We start from the raw sequence: 16,713 nt of genomic DNA, 5'->3' as shown, positions 1-16,713 counted from the left end.
GTGGCGGGAGGTATGGTAGGAACACACCCAACGTGTGGGGGAGCAGGCGGATGACGCGTCCTGCCACGTTCTAGAGTGGGGGGGACATGATTACCCGGAATCCATCCAGCACCGTGTCGCGCTTCCTGGACGCGCACCTGCGCCGTGACGCGCAGGCGCGGGAGCTGTCAGTGGCGCGCTTCATGAGCATCCTGTCCGCCATCTGCGTGGTGGTGGCCGCGGCGCTGGGGCCCGCGATGGGCTGGGACCTGACGCTGGCGCTGATGGGGCTGTCCACGGTGCTGTCGGGCTACTACGGCTGCATGTGGTGGGTGCTGCGCTCCGGCGCGTTCCACCCGGCCATCCCGTGGCTGAACGTGTTCATCGAGGTGAGCATCCCGGCGGTGGTGCTGGCGTTCGACCTGCACTTCAAGGGCCCGGTCTACGCGCTCACCGCGCCCACGCTGGTCATCTGGGGCACGCTGGTGACGCTGGCGGGCCTGCGCAGCAACCCGCGCCTGGGGCTGGCCGCGGGCGCGCTGGTGGCCACGGAGTACCTGGCGCTCTACTTCGGCTTCGTGCGGCCGCTGTTGCCGGAGGAGCCGCTCGTCACGCTGGCGCCGCTGTTCATCTGCGTGCGCGCGTTCTTCTTCGTGGCCACGGGGGCGCTGACGGCGACGCTGGCGCGGCACTTCCTGGAGCGCACGCGGAGCGCGCTCGCGGCGCTGCGCGAGCAGGAGGTCATGGGCAAGTACGTGCTGCACGAGCGCGTGGGCGCGGGCGGCATGGCGGAGGTGTACCGGGCCACGTACTCGCCGGAGGGCGGCTTCGAGAAGCAGGTGGCGCTCAAGCGCATCCTGCCGTCGTACGCGGACGACGCGGCGTTCGTGACCATGTTCCGGCGCGAGGCGGAGCTGTGCTCGTCGCTCTACCACCCCAACATCGTCCAGGTGTTCGACCTGGGGCGCCACGGCGGCACGTACTTCCTGGCCATGGAGTACGTGGACGGACTGCCCTTGAGCGCGCTGCTCAAGCCCCAGAACCGCCGGCCGCTGCCCCTGGCCGCCGCGACGTTCCTGACCGCGGAGCTGGCGTCCGCGCTGGACTACCTGCACCGGCGCACCAGCGCGGACGGCGTGCCCCTGCGGCTGGTCCACCGCGACCTGAACCCGCCCAACGTCCTGGTGTCGCGCATTGGCGAGGTGAAGCTGTCGGACTTCGGCATCGCGCGGGACGCGGTGCGCGCGAACCTCACGGTGGCGGGCAGCGTGCGCGGCAAGCTGGGCTACATGGCGCCGGAGCAGGCCATGGGCAAGGACATCGACGGGAGGGCGGACCTCTTCGCCCTGGGGCTCACGCTGCACGAGGCCCTCACCGGCCGGCGCGCGCTGAGCGGCCACTCGGAGGAGGTGCTCCTGCGCGCGGCGGTGGACCAGGAGGTCGTCCCGCCCTCGCAGCTCAACCCCGCGGTGCCGCTGGCGCTGGACCTCATCGTCATGCAGTTGCTCCAGAAGGACCCGGCGAAGCGCACGCCCAACGGCGCGGCGCTGCGGCAGCAGTTGCTGGCGCTGGACGGCCCCGCGGCCCCCTTCCCGCACGGACAGGCGGAGCTGGCGCGGGTGGTGCGCGAGGCGAAGACGCTGGCGGAGCAGTTGACGCAGGAGACCGTGGAGACGGCGGCCGTGGGGAGGCCGAATCCCCCGCTGGCGCGCTCGGCCTGAACCCGGGGCGCGGCTGCGCGGGGCGCGGGAGCGCGTTAGAAGGCGGCGCGCTTCCCATCCCCTGGAGCCCGCCGCCTTGGACATCGCCGTCATCACCTACGCCGGACTGCCACAGTTGAACCCGCTGGACGCGCCGCTGGTGCCCGCGCTCCGGGCGCTGGGCCTGGACGCGCGGCCGGTCATCTGGGACGACCCCTCCGTGGACTGGGGCCGCGTGCGCGCGGCGGTGGTGCGCAATGCCTGGGACAGCCACCTGCGCCGCGAGGAGTTCATCGCCTGGGCGGACCGCGTGGGCGGCGTCACGCGGCTGTTCAACCCGGCGGACGTGCTCCGGTGGAACACGCACAAGGGCTACCTGAAGACGCTGGAGGCGCGGGGCCTGCCCTTGACGCCCACCGTCTGGGTGCCGCCCGGCGGGACGCTGGACGTGGCGGCGACGGCGCGCGAGCGCGGCTGGGACGCGGTGGTGCTCAAGCCCGCGGTGGCCGCAGGCGGGCTCAAGGTCTTCATCGTCCGGCGCGAGCAGTGGGACGACGCGAGCGCGCAGGTGGCCCAACTGGCGAAGGAGGGCGACGTGATGGTGCAGCCCTACCTGCGCGCCTTCGAGACGGAGGGCGAGCGCTCGTACATCTTCTTCAACGGCGTCTTCAGCCACGCGGTGCGCCGCCCGCCCACGCTGACCACCGCGCCCCGGGGCTTCGCGGAGCCGCACGGCTTCACGCCGGAGGACGCGGCGGAGGCGCGGATGGCGCACGAGGTGATGGAGGCGTCCGGGGGCGCCCGGCTGCTGTACGCGCGCGTGGACGTGGCCACGGACAACGAGGGGCGCACCCGGCTGCAGGAGGTGGAGGTGACGGAGCCGTGCCTCTTCCTGCCCATGGACGCGGGCGCGGCGGAGCGGATGGCCAAGGCCGTCGTTGCCCGGTTGTAGCCTTCCGGGCCCGCCCATTCGCCCACTCGTGGACACCTGTGGAGCCGTCAGGGCGACGCGGAAGCGGCGGATGGGGTTATGACTGGGCCATGCGAGCCCTGTTGCTCTCGCTGCTCATCCGGCAGCACATGGCACTCCAGGAGAAGTTCAACGCCAAGTACCCGCACGCCTGGCTGGTGTGGGAGGCGGGCGCGTGGAACGTCCCCGAGGAGCAGAACGTGGCGGCCACGCGGCTGCCGATGATGGACCTGCGCGACTGCCTGCCCGCGGGCGACGCGCTGTGCTTCGAGCTGATGGGGGTGGCGGACCGCGGCCCCCTGAAGCTGGGGCGCGCGTCGCACAACACCTTCGTGGTCAACGACGCCACGGTGTCGCGCGAGCAGTTCGCCCTGCACTCCACGCCGGACGGCGGCTGGAAGGTGGAGCGGCTGGCGCAGTCCCGGCCGGTGACGGTGAACGGCGAGGCGCTGGAGGCGGAAGCGCCGCGCCTGCTGCGCACGGGCGACGAGCTGAAGGTGGGCGACGTGCGCCTCACCTTCCACGACGCCCCGTCGTTCCACGCGCGCATCGGCCGCATCGCCGCGCAGGTGCTGGCGCAGGCCGCCACGCCACTGCCACCGCGCTGAAGGCCCGCCGCTCCGCCGGGCGTGTCGCGACCGCCCTGGCGGCTCCGGGAAGCCGCCTACCGACCCACGGTGCCGAGCGTCGTGTCCCGGGGATTGGGCGCCGTGGCGAGCCACACCGCGCCGCCCGCGAGCACCGCCACCGCGCCCGCGCCCGCCCAGACGTACCAGCGGCGCGTCCACGGCTTGGAAGGGCCCGCCTCCGCCGCCTTCACGGACGCGTCCGGCACCTGCAGGGCCAGGGCCTGGGAGGCCCCGTTCTGCTCCGGCGCGACGGGCGGATTCGCGGCGAGCCTCGCCTCGTTGGCGCGCGCCTCCGCCAGCGCGGCCTGCTCCCGCGCCTTCTGCAGCTCGCGGTCCCTGGCGAAGCGCTCGCGCTCAAGGCGCTGCTCCTCCTGGACGCGGGCCTGGGTGTCCATCTCCGCGATGAGCTCGCGCACCACGTCCGCGTTGGCCGGCTCCTCCTGCGACAGCGACAGGTAGCGCCGGTAGAAGAAGGCCGCGCGCGACGGGTTCTTCAACTGCCGGTGGCACTGCGCGATGTTGAAGAGGAACGCGGGCAGCGGCTTGAGGCGGTACGCCTCGCTGAAGGCCTTGAGCGCCCGGTCGAACTCGCCCAGGTCGTACGCCAGGTTGCCCTCGGAGAACCGCTCCCGCGCGGCGTCCTCCGTGGCGCTCGCCGCCGCGTCCTGCGCCACCGCCGGGACCGGCGTCCCCAGCGCGAGCGCGAGCGCCAGGCTCAGGGCCCTGGGCTCAATGCGACGCGAACGGATCAATGACCGCATCCCGGCTTCCTCCCTTGCGGCCTGGCGCACGCGCGGGGGCGCGGCGCGGTCCCGCGCTCGCCTTGACGAGCGGCACGGTCAGCTCCGCGGCGGCGGCATCCTGCTTCAGCTCCACCGCCCGCTCCAGCGGGACGTAGCCCGCGAGTTCCACACGCAACTGTGGCGGCACCGCCTGCCGGCTCAGCGCCTTCGTCAGCGGCGTGACGCCCAGCTCCTCGCCGGTGTCCACGCGCACCACCTTCGCGCCCGGCGGCGACGAGTGCACCGTGAGCGTCACCGCGTCCGCGGCGCCCGCCACCGGCGTCCCCTGCCCGGCCGCCTCCGAGGCGGACGCCACCGCCTCCGGAGCCTGTCCGGCACGGGACGCGCGCATCGAGTGCAGCCCCGTCCACGTGGTGAGGCCGGACACCAGCGCGAGCGCCGCCAGCCCCACGGACACCTGCAGCCGCCGGGAGCGCAGCAGGCCCGGCACGCGCATGCGCAGGGTGGGCCGCTCCGCCTCCTCCACCAGCGGCTCCGTGCGCGGCTCCGGATCCGGCGCGGTGGGCATCAGGAGCAGCGCCGTGGTGACCTCCGCCAACTGCTGCGGCCGGCCCTCCGGCTCCTTCGCCAGGCAGCGCATCACCAACTGCGCCAGCTCCTGCGGCACCCGCTCGCCCGAGGGCAGGTGCGACGGCAGCGGCGGCGGCGGCTGGGTGATGATCTGCACCACCAGTTGCCCGAAGGCCGGCGCCTGGAAGGGCGGGTGGCCGGAGAGCATCTCGTAGAGGATGTTGCCCACCGCGTAGATGTCCGCGCGCGCGTCCACCGGCAGCCCGGCGGCCTGCTCCGGCGCCATGTACGCCGGCGTGCCGATGATGGTCCCGTCCAGCGTGCCGGTGAGGCTCACGCCCGTCTGCGTGGTGATGAGCTTCGCCACGCCGAAGTCCAGCACCTTCACGAAGTCCTGCTGCCCGGAGCGCTGCGTGATGAAGAGGTTGTCCGGCTTGATGTCCCGGTGCACCACGCCCACCTGATGGGCCGCGCCCAGCGCCGCGCACACCTGCACGCCCATGCGCTGCACGCGCTCCAGCGTCAGCCCCTCTTCCTTCAGGAGCGCCGCCAGGCTCTGCCCGCGCAAGAGCTCCATCACGCAGTAGACGTGCCCGTCGGGCGACTCGTCCACGAAGTCGAAGACCTCCACGATGTGCTCGTGGTTGATCTGATTGACGGTGCGCGCCTCCTGGAAGAAGCGCTGCACGAACGAGCTGTCCCGCGCGTGCTCCGGCTTGAGCACCTTGAGCGCCACCTGGCGGCCCAGCCGCACGTGCCGCGCCTGGAACACGCGCCCCATGGACCCTTCGCCCAGGAGCTTCTCCAGTTGGTAGTTGCCCAGCACCGCCCCTTCCTGGGCCTCCTGTCCGCTCGGAGACATCACGAGCGGCGCTCCGCCACCGTCGGTCACGGCGTCACCCGATTCGGACAGGACTGTGTGAGCGAGGAGGTCGTCGGTGCCCATGGGGGGATCAGGTTTCCATGACGGGGCGACCCTGCAACCCAGGGGAGGGCATCTATCGCGCGAGAAGTGGAAAAACTTTCGGCACGTGACGATTCACCCGCCGTGCGCCGCGTGGACAGGTGGCATGTGCGGCGACCGCGCACCGTGAGTCCACGGACATTGAAATACTTCTCCATACAGCCCACTCCCGTCCAAATCCCCCGGCGCACGATGGTCGCCGCTTGGATGCGGCGGGTCAACGTGGTCGGAGGTCGTCAGCACCGGGGGGCACGCGGAGTGTTCCTGTTCCACAAAGGAAGCGGCGGGCGGGCCGCCTGGGCTGCGCGCGACGGGGAGTCGGCTCGCTGGGGGAAGCTTGCCGGGGCCCGTGGGGCTCCGCATCCCTCAAGAGACAAGGAGGCGTGAAGATGGCGGACAAGAGGCTCTGGATCCTGGTGGCCAACGCGAGTCGCGCCCGGCTCTTCGCCACGGATGCGAAGGCGGAGAAGTGGGACCTCATCGAGCAATTCCAACATGACGAGAGCCGAGCCAAGCCCGTCGACCTGTTCAACCAGGCGGACAACCCCAACGCGGGCACGCTGCACGGCCCGGTGCCGGAGAACGAGCCGGACGGCCGGCGCCAACTGGAGCACGAGCGCTTCGCCCGGGAGCTGTCCGCCCGCCTGGACAGGGGCGTGGACTCGCACCAGTTCGACCAGGTGGTCATCGCGGCCCCGCCGGGGTTCCTGGGCATGCTCCGGGGGCTCCTGAGCACGCGCGTGAAGCAGCGGGTGCGGCTGGACCTGGACGCGGACTACTCCAGCCTGCCCGCGCGCGAGCTGCCTGACCGGGTGCCCGTGCTGTAGGCAGCCAGTCGGCCAGGGGGTTCAGGGCCCGGGTTCTGGTATAGGAATCCGGGTCCTCCTCTTCGCGCCGGCGTGCCATGCCTTCTTCCAAACTGCCGTCCCTGACGCTGCGTGGGCGGCTGCTGCTGTACATGACCCTGGTGTCCTGCGTGCCCTTGCTGGCCCTGACCGGCTTGCAGGACAAGCTGATGCGCCAGCAGACGGAGGCGCAGATCGACGCCTCGCTCCGCATGGAGGCGGAGGGGTTCAAGGACCTGCTGGAGTCCACCCTGGCGGAGCGCGAGTCGAGCGCGCATAGCTGGGCGGAGGACCCGGTCCTGCGCCAGGCGCTGCGCACGAAGGACCCCACCGCGAGCGACGCGATGCTGTCGCTGCTCCAGCGGCGCTACCTCACCCTCAACGGCATCGTGCTCTTCAGCGACGACGGCGCGGCGGTCTCCGCCAGCACGCCCGCGCTGCGCGAGGCGTACGCCGGGAGCGCGGAGGAGGTGCGCAAGGCGCCGTGGTTCCAGAAGGCGCAGTCCGGCACCACCACCGCGGAGGGCGTGGAGGCGGAGGACCCCATCTACAGCGTGCACGTGCTGCCGCTGGCGGTGCCGGTGATGGACGAGCGCGGCCAGCGGCTGGGCGTGCTGCTCGCCGCGTTCGACTGGGGCCAGGTGGGGGAATTGGTGAAGCCCGCGCTCGCCCGCGCCCAGTTGCGCGGCCACGCCAGCTTCTCGCTGGAGATCCAGGGCGCGGACGGCCGCCCCCTGTTCGACACGCGCCAGGGCGCGCATGACGACGCGGGCCGCGTGGCCGTGACGGCGGTGAACGGCGCGGAGGTGCGTGACGTGGGGGACGGGTGGAGGTTCGTCGCCCAGGTGGACCCCTCGGAGGCGTACGCGCCCCTCAACGGGATGCGCCGGCTGGTGCTGGGGCTGGCCGCCCTCTTCGTGGCGGCGGTGGGCCTGGGCTCGTGGGTGCTGGCGCGCGGCATCACCCGGCCGCTGCGCGCGCTGGGCGAGGTGGTCCGCCGCGTGGTGAAGGAGGGCGACCTCACGCAGGAGATGGAGGTGAAGGCGGGGCGGGACGAGGTGGGCGAGCTCACGCAGGCCTTCGCGCAGATGATGAAGAACCTGCGCGAGACGGCCACCAGCCTCCAGGAGGGCACGCACGTCCTCAGCGAGACCGTGGCGGAATTGAACCTCGCCTCCGAGGTCCAGGAGCGCAACGTGGCCCGCCAGGCCGCCGCGCTCCAGGAGACGCAGGTGACGGCGCAGGAGATCAAGCAGACGTCGCTGCTGGCCGCGGAGAAGGCGGAGACGGTGCTGGGCGTGGCGTCTCGCGCGGAGGAGGTGGGCCGCGCGGGCGAGGTCGCCATCCGCGACAGCCTGGGCGGCTTCCAGGGGCTGCACGAGCAGTCCGGGGAGATGGCCATGCGCATCGTGCAGCTCAACGAGCGCACGCAGCAGATTGGCGGCATCACCCAGACGGTGAAGGACCTGGCGGACCAGTCCAACATGCTCGCGCTCAACGCGGCCATCGAAGCGGTGCGCTCCGGCGAGCACGGCAAGGGCTTCAGCGTGGTGGCGCGCGAAATCCGCAACCTGGCGGACCAGTCCATCCAGGCCACGGAGAAGGTGCGCGACATCCTGGGGGACCTGGGCCACGCCATCATCTCCACGGCGAAGATGACGGAGCAGAGCCACTCCAGCGTCGCGGAGGGCCTGGAGCAGGTGCGCACCAGCGGCGAGCACCTGAAGGAGCTGGCCACCATCGTCCAGGACAACGCCGCGGCGGCGCGGCAGATCGCCGGGGCGGTGAACCAGCAGAACGCGGGCATCGCGCAGATCTTCAGCGCCGTGACGGATTTGTCCTCCATGATGACGGAGACGCAGACCAGCCTGAAGTCCACCACCGGCGCGGCGAAGCGGCTGCAGGAAGTCGCCAGCCAGATGGAAGGCGTCGCGCGCGCCTACCGCATCTGAAACAGGAGCCACCGTGTCCGCTGTGAAGGCCGTGCTGCTGGACCTGGGCAACGTGCTGGTGTTCCACGACAACGCGCTGCTCTTCGCGAGGCTCGCCGCGCGGGCCGGGCTGGAGCCCCAGGAGGCCGCGAGGCGGCTCACCGGCGCGGGCTGGACGGCGGCGAACCGGGGCCTCCTGGACGCGGAGGGCATCCGCCGGGACGTCTGCGGCGCGCTGGGCGTGGACCTGCCCATGGAGGAGTTCGCGCCCCTCTGGAGCAGCCACTTCCAGGTGCACGACGCGGTGCTGCCGCGCGTGGAGGGGCTGGCGGGCCGCGTGAAGCTGGTGCTGGTGTCCAACACCAACGCGCTGCACGTGGCCTACCTGAAGCCGCTGTTGCCCGTGCTCCAGCGCTTCGACGCGCTGGTGATGAGCTGCGAGGTGGGGCACGTGAAGCCGGAGCCGGCCATCTACCAGCTCGCGCTCCAGGAGGCGGGCTGCGCGCCCCAGGAGGCCGTCTTCTTCGACGACCTGCCGGAGTTCGTGGACGCGGCGCGCGCGCTGGGGCTGCGCGGGTTCGTCTTCACGGACGCGCCCGCGTTCGACGCGCGGCTCCAGTCGCTGGGGCTGTGAGCTAGCGGTAGCGCGCGAGCGGCGGCTCGCCCTGGGCGGCCTCCGTCCACTTGAGCATCGCGGGCAGGCCCAGCACCGCGTCGCGGTACGCGGCGTTCTCCGGGCGGAACGGGACGCCGTAGGTGACGAAGCGGGTGATGACGGGCGCGTAGAACGCGTCCGCGATGGAGAAGGCGCCGAAGAGGAAGGGCCCGCCCTTGCCGTAGCGCTCGCGGCAGCCCGCCCACAGCGCCTGGATGCGCGCGATGTCCGCGTGCACGCCCGGCGCGTCCACCCCCGGCACCGTCTTGCGCGCGGTGAGGTCCATGGGGAGGTTCGTGCGCAGCGCCGTGAAGCCCGAGTGCATCTCCGACGTCACCGAGCGCGCCATCGCGCGCATGGCGCGGTCCTCCGGCCACAGCTTCGCCTCCGGGAAGGCCTCCGCCAGGTACTCGCAGATGGACAGCGAGTCCCACACCACCGTGTCGCCGTGCTTGAGCACCGGCACCCGGCCGCTGGGCGAATGCAGGGCGATGAGCGCCGCCGTCTCCGGCGTGTCCAGCGGCACCAGCACCTCCCGGAACGGCTGGCCGGTGTGGGCCAGGGCCAGGTAGGGGCGCAGCGACCACGAGGAGTAGTTCTTGGAACCAACGACCAGGGTGAGCTCGGACATGGCGCGGCACCATACCGCCGCGCGTCCGGCCGTCAGCTTCAACCGTCCGCGCGCGCGCGCTTACGGCCCAGCAGTGAACGCACGCGCGACAGGAGCGCCCGCTCGTCGCGGCCCTCCGCCGGCGAGTCGATGCGGAACACCGCCACCGGCAGCCGGATGTTCTTCAATTCGTTGCGGCCCAGCTTCACGGGGGGCGCCTTCAGCCGTCCCTCCAGTTGCGCGGCCACCGTCTCGCTGACGTAGACGGTGCCCGGACGCGCCAGGGACTCGATGCGGGCCGCCAGGTTGACGCCCTCGCCGAACACGTCGCCGTCGCGGTGCACCACCATGCCCAGGTGCGCGCCCGCGCGGACGGACATCCGGCGCTCGGTGGGGACGGCGCGGTTGCGGGCATCCACGGCGGCGCGCCACTCCAGCGCGAAGGCCACCGCGGGCAGGCCCGACTCGAACTCCAGGAGGAAGCCGCCCTCCTCCATCCGCTTCACCTCGCGGCCACCGTGTCGCGCGAGCAGCCCGCGCACCAGTTGGCCGTGCTCTTCATGCAGCGCTTGTTGTAGCGACTCATCTCGCCAGCGTTGACCTGCGGGGGCCTCCATGTCCGTGAACATGATGGCCGACATCGTCCGGGGCTCCGGGGCCTCCACCACCATCGTGCATCCTCCCTCCCCCCGGCGTGAGACACCACGATGCTACCGCACGTCGGGCGCCGGCTCCCAACCACGCCAGGAAGGCGACCGGACGGAAGACGTTCCGGGGAACGCAACCGTGCGAAGACAGAGGCGGATTGAAGTCCGCGACTCCACGGTAACGACTTCCTGACGCGACGCACCAAGCACCCGGGAGGTTCTGTGCCGCGGCTGTCCTGCACCCGACGCGATGCGGTGGGAGTGCGTCCAGTGCGAGTCAGGTGATGGGTGCGCGCCACGTCCGCGCGGCCACGAAAGGTCCACGCGCGATGATCCACTCAGACGAGAAGGTCCGGCAGATGGCGCGCTCGCTGCTGCCGTCGAAGCACCGGAAGCCATCGCGCGAGGCGCGTGAGCACATCCACCGCGCGGCCCGCCAGGAGGTCCGCCTGGCGCTGGCGCGGTGGAGCCGGTTCGGCGACGTGGAGTTGGACGTGCCGCCGCTCGCGCCGTGGGAAGGGCCGCGCATCCGCCAGCAGGTGGACTGGCGGCGCGCTGGCGACAAGGTGATGCCGTTCATCCGCTGGGCCACCGCGCGCACGCGCCACCTGCCGCGAGAGTCCCGCCTGAGCCACGTGCGCGGCCTGCTGCCCCAGGGCGTCATCGGTGAGCACGCGCTGGGCCACGTGAAGCACACGAGCGCGTTCGAGGACCCCGTCGAGAAGGCGTGGCGCAATCGCTACTGGCTGGGCAGGCAGGCGTGGCGCAAGGGGGCCCTGGAGGATCGAGGGGAGCAGGCGCGACTGCTGCGCGCGCTCCTCCAGGAGCCCGAGGGCCACCGCACCTTCAACCGCTTCCTGCGAGGACGCCACACCGCCGCATCCGCGCCGCGCAACCAGGGGTGCTGGCCCCGGCAGGGGCTTCCGCCGCACCGGCCGCTGCTGGGCCTGCATGACGTGCTCCCCTTCCTGGACACCCTGACGCGGCATCCCTGGGGCAACGCCGTCCGCACCTGGGGACAGCAGGAACCGCCGGCGCACTGGGTGCGGCTGTTCCTCCAGCGCTTCAAGGAGCACCGGGGCTCCATCCCTTCGGTGCGCGCCGCGCTGGAGGCGGAAGGGCTGCTGTCTCCTTCCGCCTCGGCGCGTTGAGCCTCAGCGCGCCGGAGCCGCGGGCGCCGCCTGCGCGCCCTTCAGCTCGTGGACCACGCGGGTCGCGCCGTAGACGTGCTCCAGCGCGGCCATGATGCCGTCGCCGTGCACCGCCACCGCGCGGTTCGTCTCCGGCACGTAGAGGTAGCGGCCTCCCAGCGACGGGAGGTTGCCGTCGAAGATGAGCCCCACCACCTGCCCGTCCCGGTTCACCACCGGCGAGCCGGAGTTGCCGCCGATGATGTCGTTGGTCGTCGCCATGTCCAGCGGCGTCGCGTCCGGCACCTTCCCCTTCGCCTTCACCCACGGCGCCGGCAGCTTGAAGGGCTCCTTGCCCGTGTCGCGCCCGTACGCGCCGCCGAACGTGGTCAGCGCCGGCACGGCCTTGCCGTTGTCATCCCAGCCCTTCACCTGCCCGTGATTGAGCCGCAGCGTGAACGTCGCGTCCGGGGCGCCCTCCGTGCCGTTCACCATCAGGTACGCCTTCGCCAGCCGCTCGCCGTTGCGCTTGAGCACCGCCTCCACCGTGTCCTCGTAGCGCTTGCGCGACGCGCGCGTCTCCGCGTCCACCTTGCGCGCCAGGACGATCATCGGATCCTTCGACGCGTCCACCGCCGCCTTGCCGCCCTCCAAGAGCGCCTTGCGCACCTTCACGTCGCCCAGCCTGGAGCCCTTCACCAGCGCCTTCGCCAGGTCCGCCGGGGCCTCCTTCTCCAGCACCAGCCGCACGAACGGATCATCCGCGCCCAGCGTCTCGCGCAGCTTGTTGAAGCCGAACGTCAGCGTCAGCGTCTCCAGCTCCGCCGGGATGGGCGCCTCCCGCAGGAGCCGCTGCCTCAGCGCCGGCAGTTGACCGTCCGTGTACTCGCGCAGGCGCTCCGCGTTGGCCTTGGGCAGTTCATCCGCCGCGCGCACCAGCGCCTGGGCGTAGGAGAACAGGTCGGAGCGGAACGCGTCCCCCGCGCCCTTCATGCGGTGGTCGTTCATCATCCGGCGCCACGCGTCCAGCGCCTGCGACGTCTCCTCCCACATGCCCTGCGTCAGCGCCTTCGCCTGGGGGTTCGCGTCGATGCGCTTCTTGAGCTCCGCCTCCTCCTGCCGCTTGCGCGCGAGCACCGCCGGATCCGCCAGCGTCTCCTGCCGGCCCTTCAGCGCCTTCAGTCCGTTCTCCACGCCGCGCAGGCTGGAGCGCGCCACGCGGAAGCGCTCCGGCGACGCGCTGGTGAACTCGCGCAGCGCGCCCCGCATCTCCGCCAACTGGAGCAGCGTCTGGGGCAGCGCCACGTCGCGCTGGAACTCCAGCTCCGCCACCGTGCTCTTGCGCTCCGTGCCGCCCGGGTGGCCGGAGACGAAGACCAGGTCGCCCTCCTTCGCGCCCTCCTTCGCCCACGGCAGGTAGTCCGGGCTCTTGGCCGGCGCGTCGTCCTGCCACACGCGCACGAAGGACACGTCGTAGCCGTAGCGCGGGAAGTTGAAGTTGTCCGCGTCCCCGCCGAACGCCGCCATGGAGAACTCCGGCGCGAAGACGAGCCGCACGTCCTGGAAGCGGCGGTACTTGTAGAGCTGGTACTTGCCGCCGTTGTAGAGCGTCACCACGTCGCAGCGCACGTCCGCGCCGGTGGTGCACGCGCCCTCCACCGCGGCCATCTCCTTCTTGAGCGCGGTGTTGAAGGCCGCGCCGGCCAGGCCCTTCGTCGCCGCGTTCATCCGCTCGGTGACGTCCGTCATCTCCACCAACTGGTTGGCTTCAATCTTGGGACAGCGCCGCTCCTCCTTCGCTGACTTCGCCTGGAAGCCCTTCGCCAGCAGGTCGTCCTTCGCGGTCGTCAGCTCCTCGATGCAACCGCGCACGCAGTGGTGGTTGGTCATCACCAGGCCGTCCGGCGACACGAAGCTGGCGGAGCAGCCGCCCGCGAGCCGCACGGAGCCCAGGCGCACCTTGTCCAGCCACGCCTGGGTCGGCTCGAAGCCGTAGGCCTTCTTCACCTGGGCGGCGGGAAAGGCGTCGTAGGTCCACATGCCCTCCTCCGCCGCGGCGGGGAGGGACGACAGCAGGCCAAGCGCGAGCAGTCTGCGGTACACGGGGAGTCTTCCTTCGGGGTTGGGGGAAACGGGCGGCCGGTTTTGTCAATGCGGCCGGGCGAGCGTCAACCCCGTGCGACGCCGGGTATTCCAAGCCCATCCCGGGAGCGTGGGGTATGCTGGGCGACCCATGTCCGTGAAGCACCACGTCTACCTCGTCCCTGGATTCTTCGGCTTCACCAACCTGGGCGAGCTCCTCTACTTCGGCCACGCGTACGAGTTCCTGAAGCAGGACCTCGCGCGCCGGGGAGTCGACGCGGAGGTGGTGACGATCGTCTCCCACCCCACGGCCTCCATCCGCCAGCGCACCGCGGACCTGCTCAAGGCCGTGAGCGAGACGGCCTCCGGGGACGACGGCCCCATCCACCTGGTGGGCCACTCCACCGGCGGGCTGGACGCCCGGCTGTTCGTGTCTCCCGGCGCGCAGGTGTCGGACGCGCTGGAGCTGGAGCCCTTCGCGCGCCGCGTGCGCTCCGTGGTGACGCTGTCCGCGCCCCACGCGGGCACGCCGCTGGCCACGTTCTTCCTGGGCCTCTTCGGTCAGCAACTGCTGAAGCTCCTCTCGCTGTTCACCATGTACGTGCTGCGGTTCGGCCGGCTGCCCCTGAGCGTGGTGTTCCGCTTCGGGCACCTGATGGCGCGGGCGGATGATCAGTTGGGCTGGAAGGCCACGCTGCTGGATCAGCTCTTCGACCAGTTGCTGGGGGACTTCTCCAGCGAGCGGCGCGACGCGGTGACGAAGTTCCTCTGGGACGTGGGCCGTGACACGTCGCTCATCCCCCAGCTCACGCCGGAGGGCATCGACCTGTTCAACGGCGGCACGCATGACCGGCCCGGCGTGCGCTACGGCTCCGTGGTGACGCAGGCCCGGCCGCCGTCCTTGCGCACGCGGCTGGCGGCGGGCCTGGACCCGTACGCGCAGCTCACGCACACCATCTACGCGTTCGTGTACGGCCAGACGCAGCGGATGCCGCTCACGCAGCTCCCCCTGCACACGCCCGCGCAGACGGCGGCGCTGGTGCAGGCCTACGGCGCCATGCCCGGCCCCACCGCGTGTGACGGCATCGTGCCCACGCGCTCGCAGGTGTACGGCCGCGTGCTGGCGGCGGTGCGCGCGGACCACCTGGATGCGATTGGCCACTTCGACCAGCCGGCGCACCAGCCCCCGCACGTGGACTGGCTCATCTCCGGCTCCGGCTTCCGCCGCCCCCAGTTCGAGGCGATGTGGAAGACCATTGGCGACTTCCTCATGGAGGAGGAAGCGCCGCGGTAGCTACCCGCGCTTGAACACGGCCAGGAAGCGGGACTCGGCGACGCACTGGCCGTCCGTGCCCAACAGGCGCACCGGGATCCACGCCTCCGCCTTGTCGCCCGTCGCGCGCAGCTCCGACGCGAGCTTCTGGAGCAGTTCCTCCCCGGGTTCGCACACCGCGCTCACCGCCGTCTTCGCCTTCGCGTGGAAGGCGACCTCCATGCGGTTGACCAGCATCTTGTACTGGCCGGGCGGGAAGCGGCGGAAGAGCATCACGCCCATGGTCAGCTCCATCACCGTCACCTGGGCGCCCAGGTACACGCTGCCCACGTGGTTCTTCGTCTTGCGGTCCAGCGGCACCGTCGCCTTCACGCGCGAGTCCGTCACCTCGTCCACGCGGTAGCCCATGGCCTTCGCCAGCGGGACGATGTTCTTCACCGCCAACGTCGTCAGCGCGTTCGCCGCGCCCGGCGACACCTGCCGCACCTTCTCCACCAACTCCAACGCGAACATCCGGTCCTCCACCCTTCCCGTCTGACGTCCCGCGCGCATCCTAGCCACCCGCCGCCTCCGGCGTAGAGTCCGCCGCACCATGGGTGAAAGCGCGGACGTGGTCGTCATCGGCGCGGGCGTCGCGGGGCTCACCGCGGCCCGGGACATCGCTCGCACCGGCGCCACCGTCGCCGTGCTGGAGGCGCGCGACCGCGTGGGCGGACGCACCCTCACCCGCGAGCTGGGCGGCGGGCTCGTGGACCTGGGCGGCCAGTGGGTGGGTCCCCGGCAGCGCCACGTGCTCAAGCTCGCGGACGGCCTGGGCCTCCAGCGCTTCCCTCAGCACCACCAGGGCACCAAGGTGCTGGAGGTGCGCGGCGAGCGCCGCACCTACCAGGGCAAGGTCCCGTCCCTGCCCCTCCTGTCGCTGTTGGACCTGCAGCGCGTCGTCTGGAAGCTGGATGGCCTGGCGAAGCGCGTCCCCCGGGAGAGGCCCTCCGCCGCGCCGAAGGCCGCCGAGTGGGACGCCCTCACCGTGGAGGACTGGAAGCAGCGCCACGTGCCCACCTGGGGCGCCCGCGCCGCGCTGGACATCGCCACCCGCGCGGTGTTCGCGGCGGAGCCCTCGGAGCTGTCCTTCCTGCACTTCCTCTCCTACGTGCACTCCAACGGCGGCCTCATGCCGCTGACGGAGATTGAAGGCGGCGCCCAGGCGGAGCGCTTCGTGGACGGGGCGCAATCCCTCTCACGGCGGCTGGCGGACGGCCTGCCCCCGGGCCGCGTCGTCCTCTCCGCCCCCGTGAAGGCCCTGCTCCAGGACGCGCGCGGCGTCACCGCCACCACGGAGGACGGCCGGACCTTCCGCGCGCGCTACGCGGTGGTGGCCACGCCGCCCGCGCTCGCGGAGCGCATCGGCTTCGGCGCGGACCTGCCGCCGGGCCGCCGCCGCGCGCACGCGGACATGCCCATGGGCAGCGTCATCAAGGTCGTGGCCACCTACGCCACGCCCTTCTGGCGCGAAGCGGGCCTGTCCGGCGAGGCCGTCAGCGACGCGGGCCCGGTGCGCCTGTGCTTCGACGACTGCGGCCCCCACGGTCACCACCCCGCGCTCGTGGGCTTCTTCCTGGGCGACACCGCCCGCGCGTGGACCGGCCGCCCCTCGGAGGAGGTTCATCGCGCGGCGCTCGCGGACTTCGCGCGCTTCTTCGGCCCCCAGGCCCTGTCGCCCGTGGCCATCGCGGCGCTGGACTGGAAGCAGGAGGCGTTCAGCGCCGGCTGCTACGTGGGCCTGCCCCGCCCCGGCGCCCTCACCGCCATGGGCGACGCGCTGCGGGCGCCGTTCGGCCGCGTGCACTGGGCGGGCACGGAGACGGCCATCGAAGGGTGCGGCTACCTGGACGGCGCGGTGGAGTCCGGCGGGCGCGCCGCCACGGAGGTCGCCGCCCGGCTGACAGCTCCCGACGCGGGCTGAGCACCGGAGGACGGACGGCCGC

15 protein-coding genes are annotated in these 16,713 nt (G+C 72.0%); 9 read left to right on the top strand and 6 right to left on the bottom strand.

Annotated elements, in window-relative coordinates:
• The first annotated feature begins 86 nt into the window (after positions 1-86).
• The 3 genes from K8556_RS36140 to K8556_RS36130 all read left to right on the top strand — a co-directional run bounded on the left by K8556_RS36140 (position 87) and on the right by K8556_RS36130 (position 3,257).
• Complete coding sequence (locus K8556_RS36140) at positions 87-1,700, top strand: serine/threonine-protein kinase (protein ID WP_223744679.1); 1,614 nt, start codon at positions 87-89, stop codon at positions 1,698-1,700.
• A gap of 76 nt (positions 1,701-1,776) precedes the next feature.
• Positions 1,777-2,631 (top strand): RimK family alpha-L-glutamate ligase, encoded by an 855-nt coding sequence (locus K8556_RS36135; protein ID WP_223744678.1) that lies wholly within the window; start codon positions 1,777-1,779, stop codon positions 2,629-2,631.
• 89 nt (positions 2,632-2,720) lie between these two features.
• A complete protein-coding gene (locus K8556_RS36130; protein ID WP_223744677.1) occupies positions 2,721-3,257 on the top strand; it encodes an FHA domain-containing protein in 537 nt (178 codons plus the stop codon).
• A gap of 56 nt (positions 3,258-3,313) precedes the next feature.
• Here K8556_RS36130 and K8556_RS36125 read toward each other — a convergent pair whose 3' ends face one another.
• Positions 3,314-4,039 carry a tetratricopeptide repeat protein gene (locus tag K8556_RS36125; RefSeq protein WP_223744676.1) on the bottom strand — a complete coding sequence of 242 codons (726 nt, stop codon included), beginning with the start codon at positions 4,037-4,039 and terminating at the stop codon, positions 3,314-3,316.
• Positions 4,008-5,537 carry a serine/threonine-protein kinase gene (locus K8556_RS36120; protein ID WP_370640023.1) on the bottom strand — a complete coding sequence of 510 codons (1,530 nt, stop codon included), beginning with the start codon at positions 5,535-5,537 and terminating at the stop codon, positions 4,008-4,010. Before K8556_RS36120 ends, K8556_RS36125 begins: the two co-directional genes overlap by 32 nt.
• Before the next feature lie 407 nt (positions 5,538-5,944).
• Between K8556_RS36120 and K8556_RS36115 the strand changes: the two genes are divergently transcribed.
• From K8556_RS36115 to K8556_RS36105, 3 genes are all read left to right on the top strand, one after another.
• Positions 5,945-6,382, top strand: coding sequence for a host attachment protein (locus K8556_RS36115; protein ID WP_223744674.1), 438 nt, complete (start codon positions 5,945-5,947; stop codon positions 6,380-6,382).
• A 77-nt stretch (positions 6,383-6,459) separates the two neighbouring features.
• Positions 6,460-8,352: a methyl-accepting chemotaxis protein gene (locus tag K8556_RS36110; protein ID WP_223744673.1), complete on the top strand. Its 1,893-nt coding sequence runs from the start codon at positions 6,460-6,462 to the stop codon at positions 8,350-8,352.
• 13 nt (positions 8,353-8,365) lie between these two features.
• On the top strand, positions 8,366-8,965 hold the full coding sequence (locus K8556_RS36105) for an HAD family phosphatase (RefSeq protein WP_223744672.1): 600 nt from the start codon (positions 8,366-8,368) through the stop codon (positions 8,963-8,965).
• A gap of 1 nt (position 8,966) precedes the next feature.
• Here the strand turns inward: K8556_RS36105 and K8556_RS36100 are convergent, their stop codons facing one another.
• Both K8556_RS36100 and K8556_RS36095 read right to left on the bottom strand, forming a co-directional pair.
• The gene (locus K8556_RS36100) at positions 8,967-9,617 is read right to left on the bottom strand and encodes a glutathione S-transferase family protein (protein ID WP_223744671.1); all 651 of its coding nucleotides are present in this window, start codon (positions 9,615-9,617) and stop codon (positions 8,967-8,969) included.
• Positions 9,618-9,655: 38 nt separating this feature from the next.
• A complete protein-coding gene (locus tag K8556_RS36095; RefSeq protein WP_223744670.1) occupies positions 9,656-10,267 on the bottom strand; it encodes an adenylate/guanylate cyclase domain-containing protein in 612 nt (203 codons plus the stop codon).
• A gap of 305 nt (positions 10,268-10,572) precedes the next feature.
• Here K8556_RS36095 and K8556_RS36090 point away from each other — a divergent pair, with 305 nt between their 5' ends.
• Entirely contained in the window at positions 10,573-11,394 is an 822-nt protein-coding gene (locus K8556_RS36090; RefSeq protein ID WP_223744669.1) for a hypothetical protein, read from the top strand.
• A 3-nt stretch (positions 11,395-11,397) separates the two neighbouring features.
• Here the strand turns inward: K8556_RS36090 and K8556_RS36085 are convergent, their stop codons facing one another.
• The gene (locus tag K8556_RS36085; protein WP_223744668.1) at positions 11,398-13,476 is read right to left on the bottom strand and encodes a S46 family peptidase; all 2,079 of its coding nucleotides are present in this window, start codon (positions 13,474-13,476) and stop codon (positions 11,398-11,400) included.
• Between the two features lie 130 nt (positions 13,477-13,606).
• Here K8556_RS36085 and K8556_RS36080 point away from each other — a divergent pair, with 130 nt between their 5' ends.
• On the top strand, positions 13,607-14,749 hold the full coding sequence (locus K8556_RS36080; RefSeq protein WP_223744667.1) for a triacylglycerol lipase: 1,143 nt from the start codon (positions 13,607-13,609) through the stop codon (positions 14,747-14,749).
• On the opposite strand, the gene K8556_RS36075 is transcribed toward K8556_RS36080, so the two are convergent.
• Entirely contained in the window at positions 14,750-15,241 is a 492-nt protein-coding gene (locus K8556_RS36075) for a DUF4442 domain-containing protein (protein ID WP_223744666.1), read from the bottom strand. It abuts the gene before it with no gap.
• A 79-nt stretch (positions 15,242-15,320) separates the two neighbouring features.
• On the opposite strand from K8556_RS36075, the gene K8556_RS36070 reads away from it, so the two are divergent.
• A complete protein-coding gene (locus tag K8556_RS36070) occupies positions 15,321-16,691 on the top strand; it encodes an FAD-dependent oxidoreductase (RefSeq protein WP_223744665.1) in 1,371 nt (456 codons plus the stop codon).
• The last annotated feature ends 22 nt before the right edge of the window (positions 16,692-16,713 follow it).

The organism is Corallococcus sp. AS-1-12 (assembly GCF_020036995.1).
Taxonomy (GTDB): domain Bacteria; phylum Myxococcota; class Myxococcia; order Myxococcales; family Myxococcaceae; genus Corallococcus.
The sequence above is the reverse complement of the archived record's forward strand: the minus strand, read 5'-3'. Positions and strand labels throughout refer to the sequence as shown.

Coding starts and splice junctions, on each gene's coding strand:
- K8556_RS36140 (WP_223744679.1), top strand. CDS start 87: ATGATTACCCGGAATCCATCCAGCACCGTGTCGCGCTTCCTGGACGCG.
- K8556_RS36130 (WP_223744677.1), top strand. CDS start 2,721: ATGCGAGCCCTGTTGCTCTCGCTGCTCATCCGGCAGCACATGGCACTC.
- K8556_RS36125 (WP_223744676.1), bottom strand. CDS start 4,039: ATGCGGTCATTGATCCGTTCGCGTCGCATTGAGCCCAGGGCCCTGAGC.
- K8556_RS36120 (WP_370640023.1), bottom strand. CDS start 5,537: ATGGGCACCGACGACCTCCTCGCTCACACAGTCCTGTCCGAATCGGGT.
- K8556_RS36115 (WP_223744674.1), top strand. CDS start 5,945: ATGGCGGACAAGAGGCTCTGGATCCTGGTGGCCAACGCGAGTCGCGCC.
- K8556_RS36110 (WP_223744673.1), top strand. CDS start 6,460: ATGCCTTCTTCCAAACTGCCGTCCCTGACGCTGCGTGGGCGGCTGCTG.
- K8556_RS36100 (WP_223744671.1), bottom strand. CDS start 9,617: ATGTCCGAGCTCACCCTGGTCGTTGGTTCCAAGAACTACTCCTCGTGG.
- K8556_RS36095 (WP_223744670.1), bottom strand. CDS start 10,267: ATGGTGGTGGAGGCCCCGGAGCCCCGGACGATGTCGGCCATCATGTTC.
- K8556_RS36090 (WP_223744669.1), top strand. CDS start 10,573: ATGATCCACTCAGACGAGAAGGTCCGGCAGATGGCGCGCTCGCTGCTG.
- K8556_RS36080 (WP_223744667.1), top strand. CDS start 13,607: ATGTCCGTGAAGCACCACGTCTACCTCGTCCCTGGATTCTTCGGCTTC.
- K8556_RS36075 (WP_223744666.1), bottom strand. CDS start 15,241: ATGTTCGCGTTGGAGTTGGTGGAGAAGGTGCGGCAGGTGTCGCCGGGC.
- K8556_RS36070 (WP_223744665.1), top strand. CDS start 15,321: ATGGGTGAAAGCGCGGACGTGGTCGTCATCGGCGCGGGCGTCGCGGGG.